At 69.4% G+C, this 24,756-nt stretch carries 21 protein-coding genes and 2 tRNA genes; 12 read left to right on the top strand and 11 right to left on the bottom strand.

Features of this window, described 5'->3' with window-relative positions:
• Positions 1 to 118: 118 nt before the first annotated feature.
• Positions 119 to 349, bottom strand: a complete 231-nt coding sequence (locus ACWF9G_RS33250; RefSeq protein ID WP_189027531.1) for a mycoredoxin — start codon at positions 347 to 349, stop codon at positions 119 to 121.
• 141 nt (positions 350 to 490) lie between these two features.
• On the opposite strand from ACWF9G_RS33250, the gene ACWF9G_RS33245 reads away from it, so the two are divergent.
• The 3 genes from ACWF9G_RS33245 (at position 491) to ACWF9G_RS33235 (ending at position 3,515) form a co-directional block, all read left to right on the top strand.
• On the top strand, positions 491 to 2,647 hold the full coding sequence (locus ACWF9G_RS33245; protein WP_452520134.1) for an ATP-dependent DNA helicase UvrD2: 2,157 nt from the start codon (positions 491 to 493) through the stop codon (positions 2,645 to 2,647).
• Between the two features lie 110 nt (positions 2,648 to 2,757).
• Complete coding sequence (locus ACWF9G_RS33240; protein WP_379311134.1) at positions 2,758 to 3,084, top strand: hypothetical protein; 327 nt, start codon at positions 2,758 to 2,760, stop codon at positions 3,082 to 3,084.
• Positions 3,085 to 3,260: 176 nt separating this feature from the next.
• Complete coding sequence (locus ACWF9G_RS33235) at positions 3,261 to 3,515, top strand: WhiB family transcriptional regulator (protein ID WP_189027533.1); 255 nt, start codon at positions 3,261 to 3,263, stop codon at positions 3,513 to 3,515.
• Between the two features lie 78 nt (positions 3,516 to 3,593).
• Here ACWF9G_RS33235 and ACWF9G_RS33230 read toward each other — a convergent pair whose 3' ends face one another.
• The 3 genes from ACWF9G_RS33230 to ACWF9G_RS33220 all read right to left on the bottom strand — a co-directional run bounded on the left by ACWF9G_RS33230 (position 3,594) and on the right by ACWF9G_RS33220 (position 7,500).
• Positions 3,594 to 4,943 carry an ABC1 kinase family protein gene (locus ACWF9G_RS33230; RefSeq protein WP_379311133.1) on the bottom strand — a complete coding sequence of 450 codons (1,350 nt, stop codon included), beginning with the start codon at positions 4,941 to 4,943 and terminating at the stop codon, positions 3,594 to 3,596.
• Between the two features lie 59 nt (positions 4,944 to 5,002).
• Positions 5,003 to 5,875: a TOMM precursor leader peptide-binding protein gene (locus tag ACWF9G_RS33225; protein ID WP_452520132.1), complete on the bottom strand. Its 873-nt coding sequence runs from the start codon at positions 5,873 to 5,875 to the stop codon at positions 5,003 to 5,005.
• Between the two features lie 209 nt (positions 5,876 to 6,084).
• Positions 6,085 to 7,500, bottom strand: coding sequence for a zinc-dependent metalloprotease (locus tag ACWF9G_RS33220; protein ID WP_452520130.1), 1,416 nt, complete (start codon positions 7,498 to 7,500; stop codon positions 6,085 to 6,087).
• Positions 7,501 to 7,627: 127 nt separating this feature from the next.
• On the opposite strand from ACWF9G_RS33220, the gene ACWF9G_RS33215 reads away from it, so the two are divergent.
• Complete coding sequence (locus ACWF9G_RS33215) at positions 7,628 to 8,653, top strand: YlbL family protein (protein WP_379311130.1); 1,026 nt, start codon at positions 7,628 to 7,630, stop codon at positions 8,651 to 8,653.
• Here ACWF9G_RS33215 and ACWF9G_RS33210 read toward each other — a convergent pair whose 3' ends face one another.
• Positions 8,654 to 9,232 (bottom strand): PPA1309 family protein, encoded by a 579-nt coding sequence (locus ACWF9G_RS33210; RefSeq protein WP_189026848.1) that lies wholly within the window; start codon positions 9,230 to 9,232, stop codon positions 8,654 to 8,656.
• A 158-nt stretch (positions 9,233 to 9,390) separates the two neighbouring features.
• On the opposite strand from ACWF9G_RS33210, the gene ACWF9G_RS33205 reads away from it, so the two are divergent.
• Positions 9,391 to 12,372 (top strand): UPF0182 family protein, encoded by a 2,982-nt coding sequence (locus tag ACWF9G_RS33205; RefSeq protein ID WP_452520128.1) that lies wholly within the window; start codon positions 9,391 to 9,393, stop codon positions 12,370 to 12,372.
• 67 nt (positions 12,373 to 12,439) lie between these two features.
• On the opposite strand, the gene ACWF9G_RS33200 is transcribed toward ACWF9G_RS33205, so the two are convergent.
• Positions 12,440 to 12,988 (bottom strand): transglycosylase family protein, encoded by a 549-nt coding sequence (locus ACWF9G_RS33200; RefSeq protein ID WP_452520127.1) that lies wholly within the window; start codon positions 12,986 to 12,988, stop codon positions 12,440 to 12,442.
• Positions 12,989 to 13,352: 364 nt separating this feature from the next.
• Between ACWF9G_RS33200 and ACWF9G_RS33195 the strand changes: the two genes are divergently transcribed.
• The 4 genes from ACWF9G_RS33195 (at position 13,353) to ACWF9G_RS33180 (ending at position 16,743) form a co-directional block, all read left to right on the top strand.
• Positions 13,353 to 13,426: transfer RNA gene (locus ACWF9G_RS33195), tRNA-Met, on the top strand.
• 349 nt (positions 13,427 to 13,775) lie between these two features.
• Positions 13,776 to 14,534, top strand: coding sequence for a PP2C family protein-serine/threonine phosphatase (locus ACWF9G_RS33190; RefSeq protein ID WP_452520125.1), 759 nt, complete (start codon positions 13,776 to 13,778; stop codon positions 14,532 to 14,534).
• 134 nt (positions 14,535 to 14,668) lie between these two features.
• Complete coding sequence (locus ACWF9G_RS33185; RefSeq protein ID WP_452520124.1) at positions 14,669 to 16,606, top strand: YhgE/Pip domain-containing protein; 1,938 nt, start codon at positions 14,669 to 14,671, stop codon at positions 16,604 to 16,606.
• Positions 16,607 to 16,669: 63 nt separating this feature from the next.
• Positions 16,670 to 16,743, top strand: a tRNA-Met gene (locus tag ACWF9G_RS33180).
• A gap of 60 nt (positions 16,744 to 16,803) precedes the next feature.
• Here the strand turns inward: ACWF9G_RS33180 and ACWF9G_RS33175 are convergent.
• The 4 genes from ACWF9G_RS33175 to ACWF9G_RS33160 form a co-directional block, all read right to left on the bottom strand.
• A complete protein-coding gene (locus ACWF9G_RS33175; RefSeq protein ID WP_452520121.1) occupies positions 16,804 to 17,061 on the bottom strand; it encodes an HPr family phosphocarrier protein in 258 nt (85 codons plus the stop codon).
• Positions 17,062 to 17,087: 26 nt separating this feature from the next.
• Positions 17,088 to 19,361, bottom strand: a complete 2,274-nt coding sequence (locus ACWF9G_RS33170; protein WP_452520120.1) for a PTS fructose transporter subunit IIABC — start codon at positions 19,359 to 19,361, stop codon at positions 17,088 to 17,090.
• A 66-nt stretch (positions 19,362 to 19,427) separates the two neighbouring features.
• Positions 19,428 to 20,420, bottom strand: coding sequence for a 1-phosphofructokinase family hexose kinase (locus tag ACWF9G_RS33165; RefSeq protein WP_452520118.1), 993 nt, complete (start codon positions 20,418 to 20,420; stop codon positions 19,428 to 19,430).
• Complete coding sequence (locus tag ACWF9G_RS33160) at positions 20,417 to 21,184, bottom strand: DeoR/GlpR family DNA-binding transcription regulator (RefSeq protein ID WP_379311294.1); 768 nt, start codon at positions 21,182 to 21,184, stop codon at positions 20,417 to 20,419. Before ACWF9G_RS33160 ends, ACWF9G_RS33165 begins: the two co-directional genes overlap by 4 nt.
• 263 nt (positions 21,185 to 21,447) lie before the next feature.
• Here ACWF9G_RS33160 and ACWF9G_RS33155 point away from each other — a divergent pair, with 263 nt between their 5' ends.
• Positions 21,448 to 22,260 carry an amino acid-binding protein gene (locus tag ACWF9G_RS33155; RefSeq protein ID WP_452520117.1) on the top strand — a complete coding sequence of 271 codons (813 nt, stop codon included), beginning with the start codon at positions 21,448 to 21,450 and terminating at the stop codon, positions 22,258 to 22,260.
• 4 nt (positions 22,261 to 22,264) lie between these two features.
• On the opposite strand, the gene ACWF9G_RS33150 is transcribed toward ACWF9G_RS33155, so the two are convergent.
• Entirely contained in the window at positions 22,265 to 22,480 is a 216-nt protein-coding gene (locus ACWF9G_RS33150; RefSeq protein WP_189026861.1) for a hypothetical protein, read from the bottom strand.
• Between the two features lie 121 nt (positions 22,481 to 22,601).
• Between ACWF9G_RS33150 and ACWF9G_RS33145 the strand changes: the two genes are divergently transcribed.
• A complete protein-coding gene (locus tag ACWF9G_RS33145; protein WP_189026863.1) occupies positions 22,602 to 23,777 on the top strand; it encodes an alpha-hydroxy-acid oxidizing protein in 1,176 nt (391 codons plus the stop codon).
• Positions 23,778 to 23,917: 140 nt separating this feature from the next.
• Positions 23,918 to 24,679 carry a DUF6319 family protein gene (locus tag ACWF9G_RS33140; protein WP_452520115.1) on the top strand — a complete coding sequence of 254 codons (762 nt, stop codon included), beginning with the start codon at positions 23,918 to 23,920 and terminating at the stop codon, positions 24,677 to 24,679.
• The last annotated feature ends 77 nt before the right edge of the window (positions 24,680 to 24,756 follow it).

Genomic DNA, 24,756 nt, shown 5'->3' with positions numbered 1-24,756 from the left:
GTCAGGTACCGGTGCTTGCTCCTTCGTCGCCTACGCACCGGCACCTGACCGGCGGGACGGCCGCGAACCGCCGCTGCGCGGCGGACCCTCCTCGAGGTCGGGTCGTGGTGGTTGGGTTTCAGGCCAGGGCGGCGAGGGCCTGCTTGACCTGCGACAGCGACGGGTTGGTCGCGGTCGAGCCGTCGCGGAACTTGATCGTCGGGACGACGTGGTTGCCGTTGTTGACGCTGCCGACGAATTCGGCCGAAGCGGGGTCGTCCTCGATGTCGATCACCGTGTAGGTGATGCCCGCCTCGTCGAGCTGGGTCTTGAGGCGACGGCAGTAGCCGCACCAGGTGGTCGAGTACATCGTCAGATCAGTGGTTGCGTCAGTCACGGGATGTGCAACGTCGCGGGAGCCCGTGGTGTTCCGGGCCGCCCTGTGCGGGCACCGGCGCGCCGTAATCCGAGGTACGGCGGCCATCGGGTCCGCTTGTCGGCGGGCGCTGTCATGATGGTGCCCGTGCCAGCACTCGATCTCACCGCCCTCGACCCGGAACAGGCCGCCGCGGTGCGGGCGCCGCGAGGACCGGTGTGCGTGCTCGCCGGCGCGGGCACCGGCAAGACCAGGACCATCACCCATCGGATCGCGCACCTCATCGCGGGCGGACACGTGAAGGCCGACCAGGTGCTCGCCGTGACGTTCACCGCCAGGGCGGCGGGGGAGATGCGCAACCGGCTGCGCACGATGGGGCTCGGTGGCGAGGCAGGGCAGGTCCAGGCCCGCACCTTCCACGCGGCGGCGCTGCGGCAGCTGCGGTACTTCTGGCCGCAGGTCGTCGGTGACGTGCCGTGGCGGTTGCTCGACAGCAAGTTCCCGGTGGTCTCCCAGGCCGCGCACCGTGCCGGGCTAGGCACGTCCACCGAACTGATCCGCGACCTGCTCAGTGAGATCGAATGGGCCAAGGCGTCGCTGATCGCGCCCGAGGACTACCCCGCCGCCGCGGGACGGCACCACCGCGACGCGCCGGTCGAGGTCACCAGGGTCGCCCAGGTCTACGCGGGCTACGAGTCGATGAAGACCTCCGCCGACGGCCTGCTGCTCGACTTCGACGATCTGCTGCTGCACACCGCGGCCGCGCTCGAGGACTATCCGGCCGTCGCCGACGAGTTCCGCGGCCGCTATCGCAGCTTCGTCGTCGACGAGTACCAGGACGTCACCCCGCTGCAGCAGCGGGTACTCGACGCGTGGCTGGGCGAACGCGACGATCTCACCGTCGTCGGCGACGCCAACCAGACCATCTACTCCTTCACCGGCGCCACCCCGAACTACCTGCTCGACTTCTCCCGCCGCTTTCCCGACGCCACCGTCATCCGGCTCGAACGCGACTACCGGTCGACCCCGCAGGTGGTGTCGCTGGCCAACCGGGTGATCGGCGCGGCCCGCGGCCGCATCGCCGGGACCAGGCTCGCGCTGATCGGACAGCGCCCCGACGGGCCGGAACCCGAGTTCGCCGAATACCCCGACGTGCCCGCCGAGGCCGCGGCCGTGGCGGGCCGGATCAAGAAGCTGATCGCCGCGGGCACACCGGCCGCCGAGATCGCCGTGCTCTACCGGATCAACGCCCAGTCCGAACCGTTCGAACAGGCACTCAACGCCCGCGACATCCCGTTCCAGGTGCGCGGTGGCGAAGGGTTCTTCCAGCGGCAGGAAGTGCGCCAGGCGGTGCAGGCGCTGCGTCAGACCGACGCCCGCGACGACCTGCCCGACGAGGCGCGCAGCGGCGCGGAACTGATCACGCTGGTCCGGGCCGCGCTCGCCCCGGTCGGGCTCACCGCCGAGGAGCCTGCCGGCGCGCAGGCCAAGGAACGCTGGTCCTCGTTGCTGGCACTGGTGCAGCTCACCGAGGAGCTGGTCGGCCACGACGAGGAGATCGACCTCACCGGGCTGCTGCGCGAACTCGCGACCCGTGCCGAGGCCAAGCATCCGCCGACCGTCGACGGCGTCACCCTGGCCTCGCTGCACGCCGCCAAGGGCCTGGAGTGGGATGCCGTGTTCCTGGTCGGTGTCGCCGACGGCACCCTGCCGATCCAGCACGTTCTCGGTGACGACGGCAGTCCGTCCGATCAGGCGGCGCTGGAAGAGGAACGCAGGCTGCTCTACGTCGGCGTCACCAGGGCGCGCGAGCATCTCGCCGTGTCCTGGGCGCTGGCCCGCGCCGAGGGCGGCAGACGGGTGCGCAGGCGGTCGCGGTTCCTCAACGGGCTGGTGCCCGACGACTCGCCGGCGTCGCGAATCGCCGCGACCGCGACCGGCCCGAAGGACGCCGACGGCAAGCGCCCGCTGTGCCGGGTCTGCGCGAAGCCGCTGATCGGCACCTACGCCACCATGCTCGGCCGGTGCCGTCGCTGCCCGGCCGAGCTCGACCCGCAGCTACTCGAGGCGCTGCGGGAATGGCGGGCGGAGAAGGCCGAGGTCCTGCGGGTGCGCGACTTCGTCGTCTTCACCGACACCACGCTCACCGCTATCGCCGAGCAGCTGCCCGCCGACGACGCGGCACTGGCGTCGATCGCGGGTATCGGCGCGAAGAAGATCGAACAGTACGGCGCCGACGTGCTCGCGATCGTCGCCTCACGGATGCGGGCTACGACACAAAACCGCAGGTAGAAAATAGGTTGTTCGGTTCTCGATCATTGCCTATGGTGGAGAACACGCACCGAGGGTGACTTCGGCGCGAGTTTCTAATCAGCACACGAGTTCAGGAGGGAGGCAGTCAGATGAACAGCAACACCACGTTCGACGCGATGGGCAATCGCGTCCTGGTGAACGCATACATGGTGTCGGCCTCCCGGGGGGTCCTCGCTCTGCAGGGGACCGGTCTGTCCGGCGTCGATATCACCGCTGTGCCGATGACTGTCGTTCATCAGCACACCCCGATTCGTCTCCAGGACAAGCCCAGCGTGGGTTGGCAGCCGACGGCCATCGAGGCCCCGGCAGCACCGGCCGTCGATTTCGGATACGCACCCGAATTCGCCGGCGCAATCCGCCTCCGTGTCCACCCAGCGACCGTGCTCAGGTCTCGACAGAGATGTCGAACTAGGTAGGGAACTCCTCCCAGACCTCCTGGCCACGGATCGCGAGAAGCGAAATCCGTGGCCTTTTTCATTCGGCTCCTCAGCCGTTGGCACCGGGTTCGCACACCGAACGAACAACCGCTGCAAACGAGCTGAAGGAGAACGACGTGTTCACCGCCCAGGACTGGCCGCAGGCCACTACTGACGTGACATGCCGAACCGTGGCGTCCCTGCCCTGCCGGGCCGGAAACCCTGATCTGTGGTTCGCCGAGAGCCCGAACGACCTCGAGCAGGCCAAGCAACTGTGCGCGTCCTGCCCGATCCGCAAGGGCTGCCTCACCGCGGCCATCGACCGCGCCGAGCCGTGGGGTGTGTGGGGCGGTGAGATCTTCGACCAGGGTGTCGTGATCGCCCGCAAGCGCCCGCGCGGCCGCCCGCGCAAGGTCGCGATCCCGGCATGAACCCCGGAATGGGGTTGTACCGCAAGCGAACCGCTCACCGAGTCCTGGTGAGCGGTTCGTTTTGCGTTGGGGGCCGGACTACGACGCGCGTTCGGCCCGGAAGCCGGGAACCCAGGTGCGGACCAAGTTCATGAAGCCGAGTTCGGCGTCGAGCTGGGCCAGGATGCCGACCGAGCCACCGAGGACCCGGAAGATCATCAGATACTCGGCCGGGAGTTGCAGTGCGCGTGCGGTTTTCATCTCGGGGCTGGAGAACTCCGAGGCCTTGCCCGCGGCGCGCTGCAGCCAGGCGCGGGTGAAGTGGAAGGTGTCGGTGCGGATCGGGTCGCTGAACGGGCGCAGGTACGCCTCGATCTCCTCGTGGGTGACCGTGCGGCCGGGGATCACCCAGCCGTGCTCGTAGAGCAGCTCGGTGAGCGCGGCGTGGTCCTCGGCGACAGCGAGGGCGAGCATCCGGCCGAGGATCTCGGGAAAGCCGTCGGGCATCGGCGCGCAGGCGCCGAAGTCGAGCACCGCCAGCCTGCCGTCGGCCAGTACGAGGAAATTACCGGGGTGCGGGTCGCCGTGCAGCAGGCCTGCCAGTTCGGGTGAGGAGAAGTGGAAGGTGCCCATCAGCTCGGCGATCCGATTGCGCTGTGCCCGTGTGCCTTCCGGATCGGCCGCGCCCGCCGCGATGAGCGCCGAGACCGGCGTGCCGTCGAGCCATTCGGTGACGATGACCTTCGGCGCTCCCGCCACCACCCGCGGGACCACGATCTGTGGATGCCCCTCGAACGCGGCGGCGAAGCGGCGCTGGTTGGCGGCCTCGGTGCGGTAGTCGAGTTCTTCCTCGGTGCGCTCGGTGATCTCGGCAAGCAGCGGCTTCACATCGGCGCCGGGAATCACCGACGAGAGCAGCCCGGTCATCCGCGACAGGGTCTTCAGATCGGCGCGCAGGGCCTCGTCGGCGCCGGGGTACTGCACCTTCACCGCGACGGGCCGCCCGTCCGACCACACGGCCCGATGAACCTGGCCGATGCTGGCCGAGGCGGCCGGGGTGTCGTCGAAGGACTGGAAACGGTCGCGCCATTTGGTGCCGAGCTGCTGGTCGAGCACCCGGTGGACGGTCTCGGCCGGCATCGGCGGGGCGGCGGCCTGCAGTTTGGTGAGCGCCTCGCGGTAGTGCTCGCCGAACTCCTCCGGGACGGCGGCCTCCATCACACTGAGCGCCTGCCCGAACTTCATCGCGCCGCCCTTGAGCTCACCGAGCACGGTGAACAACTGCTCGGCGGCCTTCTGGTTCAGTGTCGCGTTGATCTGCTGCTTGTCACCACCGACGAGCTTCTTGCCGAACCCGACGGCGGCTCGTCCGGCAATGCCGAGCGGTATCTTGGCCAACTTGGCATTGCGGCTGGAACTGCGGCGCACGATCTCGGACACGCTACCCATCATGGCCGAACTTGCCCGCGGTGTGCCATGGGAATGCTCACACCAGCCGGTGTGGGTCCTCATCGGCCCGTGCCCGATCCGGTGGCGGCGACGGTCCTGCACCCGCAGTCCGGGTGCGGCAGCCAGGGCCGTCGCTGCACCTCATGGGTGTCCAGATCCAATTCGACGGTGGCGTCGAGGGTGCCTGGCCGTCGTCGCGGCGAGCACGCGACGATCGCCTCCAGCTCGCCCATGGCCAGCGCGGTCGTCGCCGCGATGCCGGCGGGGGAGGCGTGCCCGGTGCGGCCGAGCAGCTGCGCGGCCAGATGCGGCCAATCGGCGTCGAATCCGGTGCGGGTCAGGTCGGCGCAGCGCAGGCAGCTGGTCTCGCCGGGCAGCACGAGCGGGCCGACAACGCCGACGCCGTCGCGCACCCGTACCTGCAGGTGCGGTATCCGGCGCAGCACCAGGTCCACCGACAGGCGGGGATCGACCATCAGGGCGTCGGTGAGTACCACCAGATCGCTTCCTGCCCCGATCACGGCGTCGGGCCGGTACTCCCGCGACCGCACGGGACGAAAACCCATGCGCCGCAATCCGATCGCCACGGCATCGGAGAGCGGGCCGAGTCCGTGCACGGTGACGGCGCGGATGCGGCCCTGTTTGCGTTCGGGTTGCAGCAGCAGTCCGGCCCGCTCGATCGCGGCGAGCAGGGCGATGGTGCGGTCGGGCGTGATCCCGAATTCCCCTGCGCGCCAGATGATCTGTGGCCGCGACTGCAATCCGTCGAGCAGTCGCAGGAACGCGAGCACCGTGCCGGTGTCGAGTTCGGTGGTCTCGAGCAGCAGGGCGCGCTCGGGATCCCAGCCCAGTTGCACCGTGCCCGACGGGCGGACCAGCGTGGTGACTCTGGGGTGGAGCATCGGTCCGCGCAGTGGCGTCGTGGTCGTCATGTCCCGAGTATCGGCATCCGGTCACGGCACGCGGTGTGCCGAAAGCCTGGTTATCCACAGGCTTTCGGCGTGTCGCGGTCGTGATTCCGGACTGTGGACAATTCGTGTTTCGCCGGTCGGCGCGGGGTTTTCGGACGCGTCTTCGGTGCGGAACCGTGTCGCGCCACCACGATCCGCAGATTTTTCGCGGACCGTGGTCGCGGTGCGGATCAGGGACGGTCGGTGCCGGCGTCCGGGTCGGTGCCGGGATCGGAATTGCCGCGCTCGGCCTCGTCGCGTTCCCGCGCCTCGGTCTCGGCGAGCTGGGCCAGCGGGTCGTCGAAAGCGCCGGTGCCGCCGCCGATCACCGAGTCGATGAAGCCGGCGGGCGAGTCCAGATCGCTGGAATCGGGCAGCAGGTCGGGGTGCGCCCACACACCGTCGCGGCGCTCCATGCCCGCGTCGGTGGTCAGCCGGCGCCACAGCGCCGACGCCTCGCGGACCTTGCGCGGGCGCAGTTCCAGACCGACCAGGGTGGCGAAGGTCTGCTCGGCGGGCCCGCCGCTGGCGCGACGGCGGCGCAGCGTCTCCGACAGCGCGCCTGCGCCAGGCAACCGCTCACCGACGGCGTCGGTGACGACCACGTCGACCCAGCCCTCGATCAACGCGAGCAGGGTCTCCAGGCGCTCGAGCGCCTGCTTCTGCTCGGGGGTGGTCTGCGGTTCGAACGTGCCCTGGGCGAGCAGTTCCTCGAGCTTGGACGGGTCGCTCAGCGACATCGGGTCGATGTTCTGGGCGGCTTCCTCCAGCGAGGAGAAGTCCATCTTGATGCCGCGCGCGTAGCCCTCGACCGCGCCGAGCACCTGCTGACGCAGCCACGGCACGTGCGCGAACAGCCGCTGGTGGGCGGCCTCCCTGGCCGCGAGGAACACCATGATCTCGCTCTCGGGCTGCTCGAGCCCCGCGCTGAACGCCGAGATCGCGGTCGGCAGCAGCGCCGCGGTACCGGCCGGGCCGAGCGGCAGACCGATATCGGTGGAGGTCAGCACCTCCTTGGCCAGCTGGCCCAGTGCCTGACCGAGCTGGGAACCGAACGCCAGCCCGCCCATCTGGCCGAGCATGCCGACCATCGGCCCGGCGAACTGCTTGGCCTCCTCCGGCAGCTGCGCGGTCCACATGCCCGAGATCTGCTCGGCCACCGGATCGCACAGGCGCTTCCAGGTGGGCAGGGTCTCTTCGATCCAGTCGTTGGCCGTCCAGGCGACCGTCTTCGACGCGCCGGCGGGCAGCATGGTGGCGCCGTCGAGCCACAGCTCGGCCAGGTGTGCCGCGTCGGCCACCGCGGAGGTCGTCTTCGCCGCGATCGGCGCGACGGAGGCGCCGAGCTGCTGGCGGGCCAGTCGCTTGGCCACGTCGTAGTTGACCGGGCCGGACTGCGCGCCGCCAGGTCCCGTCGCCTGGCCCATGCCGCTGAGCATCTGTCCGAGCTGGGTCAGCATCTGACCCAGCTGCGACGGGTCGAAGCCGCCCGCGCCCGCCGCCCCGAACCCGAACGGATCGCTTCCGCCGGGACCGTTCGCCTCGTCGCGACGCTTGCCGGACTCGTCGTCGTCGCGGTTCGAGAAGCCGAAGGGGAGATCGCTCATACCTCTTACGTTACGCGGGGCCCCTGGGCCCACGGTGTTCGCGCATCGCGAAATCGGGCGAGCAGCGCGCACGGCAAAAGCGTGCCACTACCGTCGGTCACGGCGGGTGATCACTACTGTGGTCGGAGTGAATCGTCGGATCCTCACCCTGATCGTGGCCCTGGTACCCGTGCTCGTGCTCGGAGTGGTCGGCAGCGTGGTCACCGTGCCGTTCGTCGCGCTCGGCCCCGGCCCGACCTTCGACACCCTCGGCAAGGTCGACGGAAAGCAGGTGGTCGACGTCACGGGCGCGCCGCTGGATCCGACGAGCGGGCAGCTCAACATGACGACGGTGTCGGTGCGCGACGGGCTCAACCTGTTCGAGGCGTTCGGGTTCTGGGCCAGCGGTGAGCACGGCCTGGTTCCGCGCGCCGAGGTGTACCCGCCGGGGGTCCCGCGCGAAGAGGTCGACAAGTCCAATCAGCAGGAGTTCAAGGATTCCGAAAGCAATGCCGAGGTCGCGGCGCTGCACTTCCTGAACATGCCGACGGTGGTGCTGGTGCGCGGATTCGGCGAGGAGGGCCCGGCCAAGGACGTGCTGCAGGTGGGCGACGAGCTGCTCAGCATCGACGGCATCCCGATCACCGCCCCCAAGGACGTGATCGACATCGTCGGCACCAAGGGCCCCGGCACCACGATCACCGTCGTCTACCGGCGTGGCGACGCCGAGCAGACCACGCCGATCACCCTCGCCGCCCGCCCCGACGACGCGTCGAAGGGCTATCTCGGCATCACGCCCGGTGAGGGCGGCCGCCCGCCGCTGCAGGTCGAGTTCAACCTCGCCGACATCGGCGGCCCGTCGGCGGGACTGATGTTCAGCCTGGCGCTGATCGACAAGCTCTCGCCCGGTGAGCTCAACGGCGGCCGGTTCGTCGCGGGCACCGGCACCATCGATCAGGAAGGCAAGGTCGGCCCGATCGGTGGCATCCAGTACAAGATGATCGCCGCGCGCGAGGCAGGCGCCGAGACGTTCCTCGTCCCCGCCGACAACTGCAACGAGGCCCGCCAGCGCGCGCCGGAGGGCCTGCGGCTGGTGAAGGTCGACACCCTCGACAGCGCGGTGACCTCGCTGGCCGATATCGACGCGGGCCGCGAGGCCGTCAGCTGCGGCTGATCACTCCAGCGTGTGGTGCAGCGCCTCGACCAGTCCCGGCGCCAGGTTCGGGTAGGTGCGCAGGTCGAGATCGCCGAAGCCGTCGTCGTCCTCGGGCCGGATCTGCAGCAGGCACAGTGACGTGCCCTGACGCAGGACCCCGGCGATGAGCCGCGCGTCGCGCCTGCCCGGATGGGCGTGCGCGGCGGCGCGACCGGCCGCATCGGCGGCGTCGTCGTCGGCGAGCAGCGGGACGAGCGCCTCGTCGAGATCGCTCTCGGCGTCCGGCGGCAGCACCACGATCTCCTGGACAAGCACGCAGCCCTCGACGGCGGGCGGCCAGGTGGTGGTGGCGAGGAATTCGTCGAGTGCCATCGAGCCGCCGGTGATGTCGTCGGGGAAGGCTTCCTGCGCGATCGGGGTGAGCTCGCTGCCGTCGTCGAGCTGATCCTCGAGGTCGGGTTCGGCGGCGACCAGGTCGGCGGTCGGCACCAACGCGAACATCTGCGGCGGGTTTCCCCAGCCCTCGGCGTCGGCGAACTCGACGACCTCGCGCACACAACGGGCGAGGACGGCTTCGGCGTGCTGGTCATCGGTCACCCGCCCATCCAATCATTTTCGGCCCAGGCGCCTGCACGGTGTCCGATTTCCGTAGAGTGGGCGCCAACGGTCCGGTAACGGACCAACCGCAACATCGGACTGCGGTGTCTGCGCCGATCACCGGCGCCGGGCACCGCCGGACCCTGGAGAGTGGCACCGTGGGCATGCGGCCCCCCACCGGCTTACCTTCGTTGTCCCGACGCAGCCGAGTGCTGCTGGTGACAGCAGTCGTCCTCGCGGCGCTGTTGCTGCTCGGGCCCCGCCTCACCGACGCCTACACCAACTGGTTGTGGTTCGGCGAGGTCGGCTATCGCAGTGTCTACCTGGGCGTGCTGGTGACGCGGCTCGTCCTGTTCGCCGTGGTCGCGCTGTTCGTCGGCCTCGTCGTGTGGGGCGCGCTGCTGCTGGCCTACCGGTCGCGGCCGGTGTTCGTGCCGGTCGCCGGTCCCAACGACCCGATCGCGCGCTATCGCACCACCGTGATGAGCAAGCTGAAGCTGTTCGGCGTCGGCATCCCGGTGCTGCTCGGTCTGCTGTCGGGCCTGGTGGCGCAGTCGAATTGGGCGACCGTGCAGATGTTCCTGCACGGCGGTGACTTCGGTCAGCAGGACCCGCAGTTCCATCTCGACGTCGGGTTCTACGCCTTCGACCTGCCGTTCTACCGGATGGTGCTGAACTGGCTGTTCGTCGCCGTGGTGATCGCGTTCTTCGCGAACCTGGTGACCCACTACGTGTTCGGCGGCCTGCGCCTGGCCGGGCGCGAGGGCACGCTGACCAGGGCCGCGCGCGTGCAGCTCGCCGTGCTCGCCGGAATCTTCGTGCTGCTCAAGGCCATCGCGTACTGGTTCGACCGCTACGACCTGCTGTCGAGCACCCGCAAGGAGCCGACGTTCGGCGGCCCGTCGTTCACCGATATCAACGCGGTGCTGCCCGCCAAGCTGATCCTGCTCTCGATCGCGGTGATCTGCGCGATCGCGTTCTTCGCCGGCATCGTGCTGCGCGATCTGCGGGTGCCCGCGATGGCCGCCGCGCTGCTGGTGCTCTCGTCGATCCTGGTCGGCGCGGTGTGGCCGATGGTGGTCGAGCAGTTCTCGGTGCGCCCGAACGCGGCCGACAAGGAGAGCCCGTACATCGAGCGCAACATCTTGGCCACGCGCCAGGCGTACGGGATCACCGACGACAAGGTCGAGTATCAGGACTACAAGGGCGAGAGCAAGAAGAACCCGCTGGAGGTGCCCGCCGACGCGGCGACCATCGGCAACGCCCGCCTGCTCGACCCGAACATCCTCTCGCCGACGTTCACCCAGCTCAAGCAGCTGAAGAACTTCTACGGCTTCCCCGAGTCGCTCGACATCGACCGCTACACCCTCAACGGCGACATGCAGGACTACATCGTCGCCGCGCGTGAGCTGCATCCGGAAGCCCTCTCGGGCAACCAGAAGGACTGGATCAACCAGCACACCGTCTACACCCACGGCAACGGCTTCGTCGCCGCGCCGGCCAACCGGGTGAACAAGCCGCAGTCCGACGCGCAGAGTGCGGCGGGCGGCAGCGACTCCGGCTATCCGCTGTTCATGGTGAGCGACCTGTTCACCAAGATCGACGACCAGCAGATCAAGGTCGACCAGCCGCGCATCTACTACGGCGAGCTGATCGCCCAGTCCGATCCCGACTACGCCATCGTCGGTGCCACCGACGGCCAGGCGCCGCGCGAGTACGACTCCGACCAGGCCTCCTACACCTACGAGGGCAGCGGCGGCGTGCCGATCGGCAACTGGTTCAACCGGCTGGCCTTCGCGGCCAAGTACGCCGAGCGCAACATCCTGTTCTCCTCGGCGATCAGCGACGAGTCCAAGATCCTGTACAACCGCGGTCCGCGCGAGCGCGTGCAGAAGGTCGCGCCGTGGCTGACCACCGACGGCAACGCCTACCCGGCGGTCGTCGACGAGCGCATCGTCTGGATCGTCGACGCCTACACCACCCTCGACAAGTACCCCTACGCCCAGTCGACCTCGCTCGACGGCGCGGTCGAGGACAGCATCGACAAGAAGACCGGCCGGGTGATCCCGCGCAAGGAGGTCAGCTACATCCGTAACTCGGTGAAGGCGACCGTCGACGCCTACGACGGCACCGTCACCCTGTACGAGACCGACTCCACCGACCCGGTGCTCAAGGCCTGGCGCGGGGTGTTCCCGGACGCGGTGCAGCCGGAGAGCGAGATCTCCCCGGAACTGCGCTCGCACTTCCGCTACCCCGAGGACCTGTTCAAGGTCCAGCGCGACATGCTGACCAAGTACCACGTGGACAATCCGCGTGAGTTCTTCACCAACAACGCGTTCTGGTCGGTGCCCAATGATCCGACGATCGAGGGCGGCACGTTCAACCAGCCGCCGTACTACGTGCTGCTGGGCGACCCGAAGACCAACAAGCCGGTCTTCAGCCTGACCTCGGCGATGGTCGGCTACAACCGCGAGTTCCTGTCGGCCTACATCGCGGTGCGTTCGGACCCGGAGAACTACGGCAAGTTCACCGTGTTGCAGTTGCCGACCGACTCGCAGACCCAGGGCCCGCAGCAGACCCAGAACTCGATGACCACCGCTGACGCGGTGTCACGGGAGAAGACGCTGCTGTCGAACTCGAACAAGATCCGCTACGGCAATCTGCTCACCCTGCCGGTGGCCGACGGCGGCATCCTCTATGTCGAGCCGTTCTACAACGAACGCAATACCGGTTCGTCGACGTTCCCGCAGCTGCTGCGCGTGCTGGTCAGCTATCGCGACGAGGCGGGCAGCGTGAAGGTCGGCTACGCGGCGACGCTGGCCGAGGCGCTCAACCAGGTCATGCCGGGCGCGGGCTCGCTGGCGACGCCGTTCGGTGGTGACCCGGCGCTGAAGCCGAAACCGGGTGTGACGCCACCGGTCGAGCAGGGCACCACGCCGCCGGCGAATGGTACGACCCCGCCGCCGGGAACGACGACACCGCCGGGGTCCACCGGCCAGGAGGCCGCGGCCGCCGAGCTCAGCCGCAAGATCGAGGCGGTGCGCACGGCGATGCGGACGGGCAACTTCACCGATTTCGGTAAGGCGCTCGAGGAACTGGACGCCGCGGTGAAGGCGTACCAGGACGCGGGCGGCCGGTAGTCGTTCGGAACAGCAAGAAAGGCCCCGCCTGATGGCGGGGCCTTTCTTGTGCAGGGGGAACGGTGGATCAGCCGCCGATCGAGGCGATCAGCGGGGCGTTGGCGTCGAGCAGGCCCTGGTACTGACCCGCGACGCCGTACTGGTCGGCCAGGGCCTTGCCCGCGGCCGTGGCCTGGTCGACGGCGACCTGGATGTCGGTCCTGGCCTCGGCGGGCAGTTCGACCGGCAGGTCGACGGCGGGCTCCTCGACCACGGCGGGCTCGGGCTCCGAGACGCCGGCCTTCAGGTACTGACCGCAATGCGGCCATGCGCCGACGCCCTGGCTGGCGAGCACGTTCTCCGCGACGCGGATCTGCTCTTCCTTGCTGGCGTTGTGCGCCGAACCCTGGCCGCCGTTGGCAGCCCAGGTGCTCTGCGAGAACTGCAGGCCACCGTAGTAGCCGTTGCCGGTGTTGATACCCCAGTTGCCGCCGCTCTCGCACTGGGCGACGCCGTCCCAGTTGTGGTTCGCGGCGGAGGCGGTGCCGGTGGCCAGGCTGAACGGAACGGCAACCAGGGCGCCGGTGATGGCGGCGACGCCAAGGGCACGGGTGCGGAATTTCCGGGTCTCAGTCATGGGGGAGACGCTAACCAAGAAATCCATGACGATCACATCTTGATAACGGGACAATTCTGTGAATGAAACAGATGTCTTTTCAGTGTTTACGCTGCATAGCGCTGGGGAATACATAGATTCCGGTCAGTCTGTTATTGCACCGTTATGTGCGCGAGATCACGCCGAAATAGTGACTCCGGTCACTGGATTGTGGCGACTCGCGGCTGAGGTGGGGTGAAGGCTGTCATTCGATGACGCCCGTCACATCTCGGGCTTCCCCGCACCTCGGCCGACTGTCGAAGATCGCGTCCCGCACCCCGAAAACCGCCACTGACCGCACGATTTGGCATCCACGCTAACCCGTGTGTAATGTTGTATTCACCGACGCGGGGTGGAGCAGCTCGGTAGCTCGCTGGGCTCATAACCCAGAGGTCGCAGGTTCAAATCCTGTCCCCGCTACTAAGAAGTGGCCCGGAACCAGATGGTTCCGGGCCACTTTTGCGCTGCGGGCTATCGCATCACAGGGCCGCCGCGATCAGATCGGCGAACGCCTGCCCGGCGCGAGCGTTGGGGTGAAGCGCCGCGGACACGGGCAGCAGCGGCTCGATCCAGCCCGTCCTGCGGGGCGTCGCACGCATCGTGCTCGGGCTGGATCGGGACGTCAGGCGAGGCGGTGAACGATCCGGGAGTCGGCCTGATTCCTCAGCAAGCCCACAGACGATTCGGGAGCGGTGTTGGGGTTTCGTCCGTTGAATGGAGTGTGCTGGTCGACAGCACCCCGTGAGGCCGAGTCCCAGGAGGTCGGGTCGTGCACACCGAAGCCATCGAAGTGGGAGACGATCGGCCCGACGATGCCGAGGCTCGGGCGCTGCTCGGCCGGGTGGCCGGGGCCGGGAGGAGCAGGCCGGGGCGGCGGACGGTCAATGCCGACGCCTTCGCCACCTTCACCGACGTGGGGCGCGGGCGGAGCGCCTTCGTGGTCGCCGACGGGGTCGGAGACCATCTCGCGGCCGCTCGCGCGGCGCGATTGGCGGCCTCGATCGCGGCCCGCGCCGCGGTGGCGGAGGGGGCGCGGGCCGCGATCCTGGCGGCGCAGCGCGGCTTGCTGGCCGAGCTATCCGAGTCCTCCGCCGACACCGTGCTGGTGGTCGCGGTGCTCCCGAGCGAGGGCCGGCTGGACGCTCCGTGCGATATCGCGTGGGTCGGTGACTGCCGGGCCTACCGCTGGAACGGCCGGGTGCTGCACCGCGTGACCACCGATCACACGGTGGCCGAGTACTTGCGGGTGCGCGGGCACGATCCGCTGCCGGGTATGCGTCATCTGGTGACCACGTCGGTGCGCACCGTGCGTCCCGGCGATATCGGGTGCACCGCCACCGGTTCGAGTGCGGGGCGGCTGCTGTTGTGTAGCGACGGGGTGGGCAAGCAACTGGGCATGCCGGTCATCAAATCGATCCTGGCGCAGGGTTCCTCGGTGGGCCAGGTTGCCGAGGGGCTGGTCGGGGCGGCGCTGGGGCGCGGCGGCACCGACAATACGACCGCGCTGGTGGTCGACGCGATCCGGTGAGCCGGGAAGGTGTTTCACCGAGTTCACACCTGCTGGACACATGACCAGGTAGCTTGAGTCCCGAAATCAGCAGAGCAGTATCGGGGTTCGCCGTGGCAGACAGATCGACATCCATCCGCGCTCGCATCGGCGGCATGCTCCGAACGCGCGGGGCATCGACACCGGCACGAGTCCTGATCGTCCTATTCCTGGTGGTGCCGACCCTGGTCTCCGCCGTCTACATGTGGATCATGTGGGACCCGGAGCTGTATCTGAAGCAGATTCCCGTCGCCGTCGCCAGCGACGATGTCGGCGGCATCTCCGACGGCAAGGCTCAGAACATGGGCACCGAGATCCTCGACACCCTGGTGTCGGGTGGTGAGCTGCAGTTCCATCGGGTCGGCAGCGACGAAGCGGTGCGGGGTCTGCGGGAGAGCCGGTACGCCTTCTCGGTAGTCATCCCCGCGGATTTCACCCGCAGCGTGCTGAGCGTGACCGACCCGGTGCCCCAGCGCGCTCGAATCGCGGTGTACTACAACGACTTCAACGGCACGCTCGGCCCCGCCGTCGCCAATAGTGTCGTCGCGGACGCGCAGAACCAGATCGCGGCAACGATCGGCCGCGGCTACGCCTCCCAGATCCTGATCGGTGTCAACAGCCTCGGCTCCGGAATCGGCGACGCCACGCGCGGCGCGACCCAGCTGGCGCAGGGCACCGCGCAACTAGCCGACGGCTCCGGACAGCTCTCGACCGGACTCGACGAGGCCGCCACCGGCGCGACGCAACTGGTCGCGGGCGCCGGCGAACTCCACACCGGAACCGTGCAACTCGCCGACGGCGCGCACGAACTGGTCACCGGCACCGATCAACTCGGCACAGGCGCGACGCAGATCCGCGACGGCGTGGACCAGATCATCACGCCGCTGCTGGACGCCCTCCAGCCCGCCGGACAGTTCTCGACCCAGCTGAACCCGCTGCTCGACGAGCTGAGCAAGAACGCCGATCCGGCACTGGCCGACGCCATCACCCAGCTGAAGGACCTGATCGGACAGGGCAACCCCGGCGATCCCGACTCCCTGGTCGGCCAGCTCACCCAATTGCGCGACGGCACCGAGGAATTGGCGCGCCAGCTCACCGACCCCAACGCCGAGTACCGCGCAGGCGTTCTCGCCCTGGCCGATGGCGCGACCCAATTGCGGGACGGTGCGGGTCAATTGGGCACCGGCGCGACCGAGCTGTCCACCGGCCTGCGCCAGCTGTCCGACGGCGGCCATGAACTTCGCGCGGGCGTCACCCAATTGGATGACGGCGCAACCCAACTCGAAACCGGCCTGCGCGACGGCGCGGCGGTTGCACCCCATATCACCGACCCCGCCGCCTCGGCCGACGTGATCGCCCAGCCGGTCACCATGGATATCCGCAATCAGGAACCGAGCCAGGTGGTGCGCGGTGGCGACCGCAGCCAGAAGGAGATCTCCCGCGGCGCGGGCCCGGTCCTGGTGGTGATGGCCGCCTTCCTGGCCGCCATCGTGCTCTGGATGTTGTTGCGCCCGTGGCGTGGTCCCGCGACCGGCCGCACCCCGTGGCGCCGCGCCGCCGCCCCGCTGCTGCGCGGCTCCGCGGTCGGCGCGGCCGGGGTCATCGTTCTGGCCGCGCTGGCGGCCGCTTATGGCAGTTCGGCCGGCTGGTCCCCGCAGCACTGGCCCGTCATGGCGGTCGTGATCGCCTTGGTCGGCGGGGTGGCCGCGGTGACCACCCAGGCGTTCATCGTCCTGTTCGGCCGGGTCTCCGGCTCTATCGCCGCCTTCTCCTTCTACATGTTCCAGATCTTCACCTTCGGCGGCGTATTCCCCTCGGGCACGACGCCGCCCGCGTTCCGTCCCTTCGAAGACATCGCCCCGATGACCTACGCACGCCGGGCGATCATCCGCGCCGACATCGCCCTCTACGACACCATGTTCTGGACGTCGATCGTTGTCCTGCTCGTCATGCTCGCCACGGCCTTCGGAATCATGCTGGCTGCCCGCCACTTGGCCACCACCCGCCCCGACCCCGCGCCCGAACCTCTGCATCCAGCCGCATCCCCGGCCTGAAAACACCTCTGATCAGCAGATTAGGTGCCTCCTCCCGCCCCTGTGTACGGTTGTTCTTACCGACGCGGGGTGGAGCAGCTCGGTAGCTCGCTGGGCTCATAACCCAGAGGTCGCAGGTTCAAATCCTGTCCCCGCTACAAACGAAAGGCCCGGAACCACCAGGTTCCGGGCCTTTCGCGTTGTCCAGGTCGGGGGACTCAGGCGTCGAGGTCGCTGGCGACCATTTCGGCGATCTTGTCCAGCGTGGGCTGGTCCTCGCTGCTGATCACTACTTCGGCGCCCTGGGCCGCGCCGAGGGTCATGATCATCAGGGCCGAGCCCGCGTCCACCGGGTCGCCGCCGGTGAGCGCGATGGTGACAGGGACCCCGGCCGCGCCGACCGCTTCGGCGATCAGGGCGGCGGGGCGGGCGTGCAGGCCGATCGAGGAGCCGACGACGACGGTGGTACTGGCCATGGGATATCTCCTTGTGTGCGAATGGATTACGCGGGAACGAGGGCGGGGGACACGGACGGTTTGCGGGTGATTTCCTTGGCGAGGGTCACGCAGAGCGCGGCGACGACGGTGCCCGCCAGCAGCGACAGCACGAACCAGGCGAGGTGCCCGATCGCGAAGAACACGAAGATGCCGCCGTGTGGCGCGCTCAGGGTCACGCCGGTGGCCATCACCAGGCCGCCGGTGACCGCGCCGCCGACCATCATCGACGGCAGCACCCGCAGCGGGTCGGCCGCGGCGAACGGGATCGCGCCCTCGGAGATGAACGAGGCGCCCAGCAGCCAGGCTGCCTTGCCGTTCTCGCGCTCGGCCTCGGTGTAGAGGCGCGGGCGCAGGGTGGTCGACAGCGCCATCGCCAGCGGCGGCACCATGCCGGCGGCCATCACCGCGGCCATGATCCGCAGCGTCGCGGTGTCGGTCACCGACAGGCCGACGGCGGCGAAGGAATAGGCGGCCTTGTTGACGGGCCCGCCGAGGTCGAAGCACATCATCACGCCCAGGATGACACCGAGCGCGATCGCCGAGGTGCCGGACAGGCCGTTGAGCCAGTCGGTGAGCCCGCTCGTGACGGCGGCGAGCGGCTTACCGAGCAACACGAACATCGCGACGCCGACGATCAGTGACGCCAGCAGCGGAATGACCACCACCGGCATCAGCCCGCGCGCCCACGTCGGCACCGGCAGCTTGCCGACCCACAGCGCGGCGAAACCGGCGACCAGACCGCCGACGAGACCGCCGAGGAATCCGGCGCCGACGAATACCGCGATGGCGCCCGCGGTGAACCCTGGCGCCAGACCGGGCCGGTCGGCGATCGCGAAGGCGATATAGCCAGCCAGCGCGGGAACCAGGAAACTGAACGCGAGCGAGCCGATCTGGAACAGCACCGCGCCGAAATAGGTGGCCAGGCCGCCGTCGGGCAGATCGGTGATCGAGTTGTTCAGCACGATGTCCTTCGCGCTGTCGGAGATCTCGTAGCCGCCGAGCAGGAAGCTCAGCGCGATCAGCAGACCACCCGCGGCGACGAACGGGATCATGTAGCTGACACCGGTGAGCAGGATCTGCCGCAGGCGCGTGCCCCAGCCGATCCCCTTGGCTGCTGCCTGTGACGGTGCGGGTGCTGCGCCGCCGACGGTGGCGGCGCCCGGGGTGGCGCTCGCCGTGACAGCCTCCGCGATCATCGTGTCCGGTTCGTTGATGGCGCGCTTGACGCCGGATTCGACGACCGGCTTGCCCGCGAACCTGCCGCGATCCTGCACACCTACATCGGTGGCGAAGATGACCGCGTCGGCGGCGGCAATGGTGGCGGGGTCGAGCTTGTCACCGCCACTGGAGCCCTGGGTCTCCACGGCCACGTCGACACCGGCCCGCTCGCCCGCGGCGACCAAGGAGTCGGCGGCCATATAGGTGTGTGCGATGCCGGTCGGACAGGCGGTGACAGCGACGATCTTCGGCCGCGCGCCGGAAGCCACCTCGTCCGCGGATCCGTGCTCAGCGGAAGCGGTCGCCGCCAACGCTGTTGCGGCGTGGCCTGTCTCGGCGGCAGGCCCAGCGGAAGCTGTTGCGTCGCGTCCGGCTTCGTCCGCGCCGACTGGGGTAGCACCGGCGCCGCCCGCAGTTTCGGTGCCGTCAGCATCACCGGCAGCGTTTGTGGCCGTCGCGGCGGCAGCAGCGGTACCGGCACCGTCGCTCGTGTCGCCGCGGCCCGCCGACGCTCCGGCTGCTCCTGCCCCGGCGGCTGCCGCGCCCGCAGTGGCCGCCGATGAACCCGTTGCCGACGCGCCGACTGCAGTCCCGGCAGTGGCGGGCGGCGGATTGATCACACCCTCGACGAGACCTACCACTTCCGCCGGTGTGGATGCCGACCGTAGATCGGCGACGAAAGCCGGTCGCACGAGCGCACGGGCAAGCGAGGACAACAGCTTCATGTGCTCGGCGCCTGCTCCTTCCGGCGCGGCGATCAGGAACACCAGGTCAGCGGGGCCGTCCGGTGCGCCGAAGTCGACTTCGGGCGACAGCCGGGCGAAGGCCAGGGACGCGGTGGTGACGGCCGCCACCCGGCAGTGCGGGATCGCGATGCCGCCGGGGAGACCGGTGGCCGACTGTGCTTCCCGGTCCAGCGCTGCCCGGCTCACCGCGTCGGCGTCGCTTGCGCGGCCCGCCGCGGCGAGGGTGCCCGCGAGGGTGGTGATTACCGCGTCCTTGTCGGCGCCGAGATCGGCGTCGAGGGTGATCAGGTCGGTGGTGATGATCGAATCGGCCATCGTGGTGTCTTTCGCGAGTGAGGGTGGATCAGGGTCAGGGGCGGGGCAGCGGGGCTGTGGGGGCGCTCATGCCGGGGCCGGTGGTCGGTCGGACGCCGTCCGGAACGATCCGGCCGTGACCGCCTCGAACGCGACGTTCGCTGGTCCCGGCAGTTCGGTGCCGGGCAGGGCGGTGGCCGCGCTCCCGTAGGCGACGGCGGTGCGGAGCCGGTCGGCCGGTGCGGAGCCGGCCAGGTCGGCGAGCAGGTACCCGGCCAGGGCGGAGTCGCCCGCGCCGACGGTGCTGCGCGGCACGATCGGCGGTGCGGCGGCGAACCAGGCGTCCTCGGCGGTGACCAGGACCGCGCCCGCCGCGCCGAGGGTGGCCAGCACCGCACCGGCACCGCGGTCGATCAGGAGCGAAGCGGCCGCGGCGGCGGCGGTGGGGTCTTCGAGATCCACCGGATCCAGGCCGGTCAGCTGGGCGAGCTCGTCGGAGTTGGGCTTGACGAGGTCGGGTGTGGCGCCGAGGGATTCGGTGAACAGGGCCAGCAGGGGAGCATCGGAGGTGTCGACCGCGATGCGGGTGCGGCGGGCTCCGTTCGACGCGCGGAGCGGGGACAAGGTGGCGACGAGCTGTGCGTACCAGTCGACCGGCACGCCGGGCGGCAGCGAGCCGGACAGCACGATCCACTCGGCCTCGGCGGCCAGTTCGACGAGCACGGCCGTCAGCTCGGCCAGCTCGCGCCCGGACAGCGGGCGCCCCGGTTCGTTGATCTTGGTTGTGGTGCCGTCGGATTCGGCGATCGTCAGGTTGACTCGCGGCCCACCCGCCACCGGCACCGCGCGAAATCCGATGCCTGCCGAGCGCAGCCCGTGCACGACGGGATCGTCCTCGGCGCCGGGAAGTACCGCCACGACCGGCGCACCGCCCGCGGCGGCAACCCGCGCCACATTGACGCCCTTCCCACCGGGATGCGACGTGACGCCCGCGGCGCGATGCACCTGCCCGCGCCGCAACGGCTCGGTGAGGGTGACCGTCCGGTCGACACTCGGGTTCGCGGTCAGCGTGACGATCATGCGAGCACCACCTCGATCCCCGCGCCGACCAGCTCCGCGTGCGCGGTGGCCGGGATATCGGTATCGGTGACCAGGACATCGATGTCGCCGATGCTGCCGAATCGGACGAAATCCTCGCGGCCGACCTTGCCCGCGTCGGCGACCACGACAACCCGGTCGGCGGCGGCGATCATCGCGCGCTTCACCGCGGCCTCCTCCGGATCGGGCGTGGACAGGCCGTGCCGCACGGTCAGCGCGTTCGTGCCGACGAAGGCGACGTCGACGCGCAGTTCGCCGAGCAGCCGCAGCGTCTCGGCGCCGACGGCGGCCTGGGTGACCCCGCGCACGCGTCCGCCGAGCAGATGCAACCGCACGCCGGCGAATCCGGTGAGCCGGGTGGCGATGGGCAGCGAGTTGGTGACGGCGACGAGGTCCAGATCGGTCGGCAGCGCCGCGGCCACCCGCGAGGTGGTCGTGCCCGCGTCGAACAGCACGCTGCCACCGGAGCCGGGCAGGAACCGCTGGGCGAGTTCGGCGATGCGGTCCTTCTCGGCGGCGCGCGTGCTGTCGCGTTCGACGGTGCCCAGTTCGATCGTGGTCAGCGCGCCGGAGACGACCGCGCCGCCGTGCACGCGCCGGATCAGGCCGAGCCGGTCGAGCACCGCGAGGTCGCGCCGCACGGTCTCGGTGGTGACGCCGTACTGGTCGGCCAGTTCGGCGACGGAGACCCGCCCGCGATGCCCGATCACGGTCGCGATCGCCTGCTGCCGTTCCTCGGCGTACATGGTTTCCTCCGGCTCGTCAGAATGTGTACTCATGTTGTTTTATGCCCATTTGTGTGGCTTTGTCAATCATTTGTGGTGAGCCGAGTCGCAACCGTTGCCGATGGCTATGGCTTCACGGTGGTGCCCACGGTCACAGCGGAGCACGGCGAGTGGCGGGCATCACCGGGAATAGCGCTGCAGGTCAACGCATTTCGCGAAGGCTGTCACGCCGCTGTTACGCGCCACTGCGGTGATCGACACGCGCCCGGGTGACGCTGACCCGCATGTGGCAAAAAGCGGTGCGACCCGGTGTCCTGGCCTGCGAGGTGTGCGGCCGCCTGCCGCATCCCCGCCGCACCCGGCTGGCGCTGGCCAAACTGGCGGCGGTGTTCCCGGTGGAACTGGCGCTGCACGCGCTGGTGATCCACCTGCACCCGCCGTATCTGCTGACCGTCGCGCTGCTGACGATCACCACCACGATCCTGGTGATCTGGGTGGTCGAACCGTCGGCGATGCGCATGCTCGGCGGCTGGCTGCACGGCCCGGAACTGCGGCATCGCGATCGGATCGACCAGGCGCAGGCGCTGTGGCGGATCAGGGTCAGGCTGGCGGACCGGCCGGGCACGCTGGAGACACTGGCCAAACACCTGGCGCATCGCGACGCCAATATCCTGACGGTGCATGTGCATCAACTGGAGGACGCGGTCCTGGACGAAGTGGTCGTCGCAGCGCCCGCCGAGGTCAGCGCGCACACCCTCACCGCGGCCGTGGTGCAGGCCGGCGGATCAGAGGTGCGGGTGTGGCCTGCCACGGTGCTGTCGCTGATCGACGGCCAGACCAAAGCGCTCGCGATCGCCGCTCGCATCGTGGCCGATCCGGACGAATTGCCCTTGGCCGTGGCCGAACTGCTCGGTGCGCGCTACCTGGCCCCTGGCACGCCCGAGGCGGGGGACGTCGGCGAAGGCACGCTGCTGGAAATCGAGGGCGACGAATGCCGCTGGGGTTTCGTGCGTCCCGGCGAACCGTTCACGCCCGCCGAGATCGCCCGCGCCCATCGGCTGGCCGACCTGGCCGCACTGACGGCGCGACGTCGATGAGGGGTCAGTCGAAGCCGAGGTCGCTGGTGAGCGGATCGCGTAGCGCGCCCTCGGCCGCGCGTAGTCGGTCGGTGACCGAGGTGAGCAGGTCCATCGAATCCTGCGACAGACCGCAGGCGAGGAGGGTGAGGTAGCGGATGGCCGCGCTGGTGAAGCGCTGAGCGAGGAGAACGTCCGGGTCGGCGGGTGCGGCCGCGGCCGAGTGTTCGACGAGGGTCACGACAGGGGCACTCACAATCTCGGAACGCGCTGCTGGTTCGCTGCTGTCTACTTACGAGTATGACGCACCTTACATCCCCCCTGCGGTTTGTGAACCACGGCTCGCATGCGAAAGTTCAGCGATGAGTCAGTTCGCCGACTATCAGAACGAGATCTACCTGGCCGCACTCGGCGGAATCCAGCCCGAGTTCCCCATGGATTACGCGACGCTCGAGCGCAAAGCGACCGCCGCGCTGCCCGATTCCCTGCTGAACTACATCGCCGGTGGCGCGGGCGACGAGCTCACCCAGCGCCGCAATGCCGAGGCGTTCGCCGACTGGGGTCTGGTGCCGCGGATGCTGGTCGGCGCGACCGAGCGCGACCTCACCGTCACCGCCTTCGGGCAGACCTTCGCCAGCCCGCTGTTCCTGGCGCCCGTCGGCGTCATCGGCCTCGTCGGCGAGAACGGCCACGGTGACATCGCGGTCGCGCAGGCGTCGGCGAAAACCGGTGTGCCCGCGATGTTCTCGACGCTGATGGAGGATCCGCTCGAGGACGTGCGCCCGCACGCCGGTGACACGCCGTCGTTCTTCCAGCTGTACACGCCGAAGAACCGGGAGCTGGCGGAGAGCCTGGTCCATCGGGCCGAGGCGGCCGGCTACGCGGGCATCACCGTCACCCTCGACACCTGGGTCCCCGGCTGGCGGCCCCGCGACCTGGCGTCGGGCAACTTCCCGCAGCTGCGCGGTCACGTGCTGAAGAACTACACCAGCGACCCGGTGTTCCAGGCGATGGTCGGCTCCGACGACCCGAAGATGATTGTCCTGCACTGGATCTCGACCTTCGGTAACTCGCTGACCTGGGACGATCTGACCTGGCTCCGCTCGATCACCGACCTGCCGCTCATCCTCAAGGGCATCTCGCACCCCGAGGACGCGCGCAAGGCGATCGACTTCGGCGCCGACGGCATCTACTGCTCCAATCACGGTGGCCGCCAGGCCAACGGCGGCCTCAGCGCGCTGGAGACACTGCCCGCGGTCGCCGCCGCCTGTGACGACCGGGTGCCGGTGCTGTTCGACTCCGGTGTCCGCTCCGGCGCCGACGTGGTGAAGGCGCTGGGTCTCGGCGCGACCATGGTCGGTCTCGGCAGGCCGTATGTGTACGGCCTTGCGCTGGGCGGGGTGCGCGGACTGGTGCACCTGCTGCGCAGCTACGCCGCCGAGGCCGATCTGCTGATGGCGGTCAACGGGTACCCCGATGTCGCCGCGGTGCGGGCGAACATCCGGCCGACCACCCGCGGAAACGCGACCAGAGGCTGATCGTCGGACGGCCCGGATGCCCGTTCACCGGACGGGTTTTCGGGCCGTGATGGTGGTACGACTTGCGAACCTGTCGGTGCGGTGCGGCATCATCTCCAGCACACCACGCTGTAGAACGCACCAACCTTCCGGAGTCCACGATGTCCTCGCCCAGCACCAAGTCCGCATCCCGCCGATCAGCCAAGCAGGTACTGTCCGAGGCCGAGCTCGCGCGCATCGCCGGCGAGCTGGCCGAAGGCAAACCGCCGATGGTGTGGTTCACCGCCGCCGCCGTCGGTGTCGCCGAGGGCAAGTCGGGCAAGGTCGTCGCGCTCGGCGATCCGTCCGACGGCGACTTCCTGCAGGTAAAGCCCACCGGTTCCAAAGATGTGCTGTCGTTCGGACCGAGCGAGGTGACGCTGACCAAGCCGGCCCGCGCGACTACCGTAGCGCCGGGCGGATCCCCGCGGACCCGCCCGGAGAGCGTGCCCGAGCCGAGCAACCGAAAGGACACCACTGTGACCCAGCCGTCGACCCTGCCGAGCACGGCCCCGACGCCCCCCGCGCCGCGGCCGCTCGCGCCAGTGCCCGACGAGGCCGTCGCCGCGCCCAAGCCGGCGACACCGCGCCCGGCGAAGGCGCCTGCCGCGCGGAAGCCCAAGGCGCCCGAAGTGACCGTCACGCTGACCGGTTCCGCCGACGGCGAATGGACCGTCGATGTGGTCAACGGCAAGAAGCGCAGTGTGAAGGGTTTGGCGGTGACCAGCGGCGCCGTCGCCCAGGCCGCCAAGATCCTGCACCCCGAGGTCGAGGAAGTCGTGGCCGGGATCCTGGAAGCGGCGCGGGGCGCGCAGCAGGCCAAGGTCGCCCAGCTGCAGGCCGAACTGGAGGCGGCCAAAAGGCTCCTCGAGGAGTTGAATTGAGCTGAGTCTTCGGAGCGCTGGCGCGCTCGAGGTCGCGGCCCCTCCTGTCCCGCCGGTCAGGCACCGTTGCTTGCTCC

Source organism: Nocardia sp. NPDC055029 (assembly GCF_053608525.1).
This window is presented reverse-complemented; position numbering and strand designations above follow the sequence as displayed.

Coding starts and splice junctions, on each gene's coding strand:
- ACWF9G_RS33250 (WP_189027531.1), bottom strand. CDS start 349: ATGTACTCGACCACCTGGTGCGGCTACTGCCGTCGCCTCAAGACCCAG.
- ACWF9G_RS33245 (WP_452520134.1), top strand. CDS start 491: ATGATGGTGCCCGTGCCAGCACTCGATCTCACCGCCCTCGACCCGGAA.
- ACWF9G_RS33240 (WP_379311134.1), top strand. CDS start 2,758: ATGAACAGCAACACCACGTTCGACGCGATGGGCAATCGCGTCCTGGTG.
- ACWF9G_RS33230 (WP_379311133.1), bottom strand. CDS start 4,943: ATGGGTAGCGTGTCCGAGATCGTGCGCCGCAGTTCCAGCCGCAATGCC.
- ACWF9G_RS33225 (WP_452520132.1), bottom strand. CDS start 5,875: ATGACGACCACGACGCCACTGCGCGGACCGATGCTCCACCCCAGAGTC.
- ACWF9G_RS33220 (WP_452520130.1), bottom strand. CDS start 7,500: ATGAGCGATCTCCCCTTCGGCTTCTCGAACCGCGACGACGACGAGTCC.
- ACWF9G_RS33200 (WP_452520127.1), bottom strand. CDS start 12,988: ATGACTGAGACCCGGAAATTCCGCACCCGTGCCCTTGGCGTCGCCGCC.
- ACWF9G_RS33185 (WP_452520124.1), top strand. CDS start 14,669: ATGCTCCGAACGCGCGGGGCATCGACACCGGCACGAGTCCTGATCGTC.
- ACWF9G_RS33175 (WP_452520121.1), bottom strand. CDS start 17,061: ATGGCCAGTACCACCGTCGTCGTCGGCTCCTCGATCGGCCTGCACGCC.
- ACWF9G_RS33170 (WP_452520120.1), bottom strand. CDS start 19,361: ATGGCCGATTCGATCATCACCACCGACCTGATCACCCTCGACGCCGAT.
- ACWF9G_RS33165 (WP_452520118.1), bottom strand. CDS start 20,420: ATGATCGTCACGCTGACCGCGAACCCGAGTGTCGACCGGACGGTCACC.
- ACWF9G_RS33160 (WP_379311294.1), bottom strand. CDS start 21,184: ATGTACGCCGAGGAACGGCAGCAGGCGATCGCGACCGTGATCGGGCAT.
- ACWF9G_RS33155 (WP_452520117.1), top strand. CDS start 21,448: ATGTGGCAAAAAGCGGTGCGACCCGGTGTCCTGGCCTGCGAGGTGTGC.
- ACWF9G_RS33145 (WP_189026863.1), top strand. CDS start 22,602: ATGAGTCAGTTCGCCGACTATCAGAACGAGATCTACCTGGCCGCACTC.
- ACWF9G_RS33140 (WP_452520115.1), top strand. CDS start 23,918: ATGTCCTCGCCCAGCACCAAGTCCGCATCCCGCCGATCAGCCAAGCAG.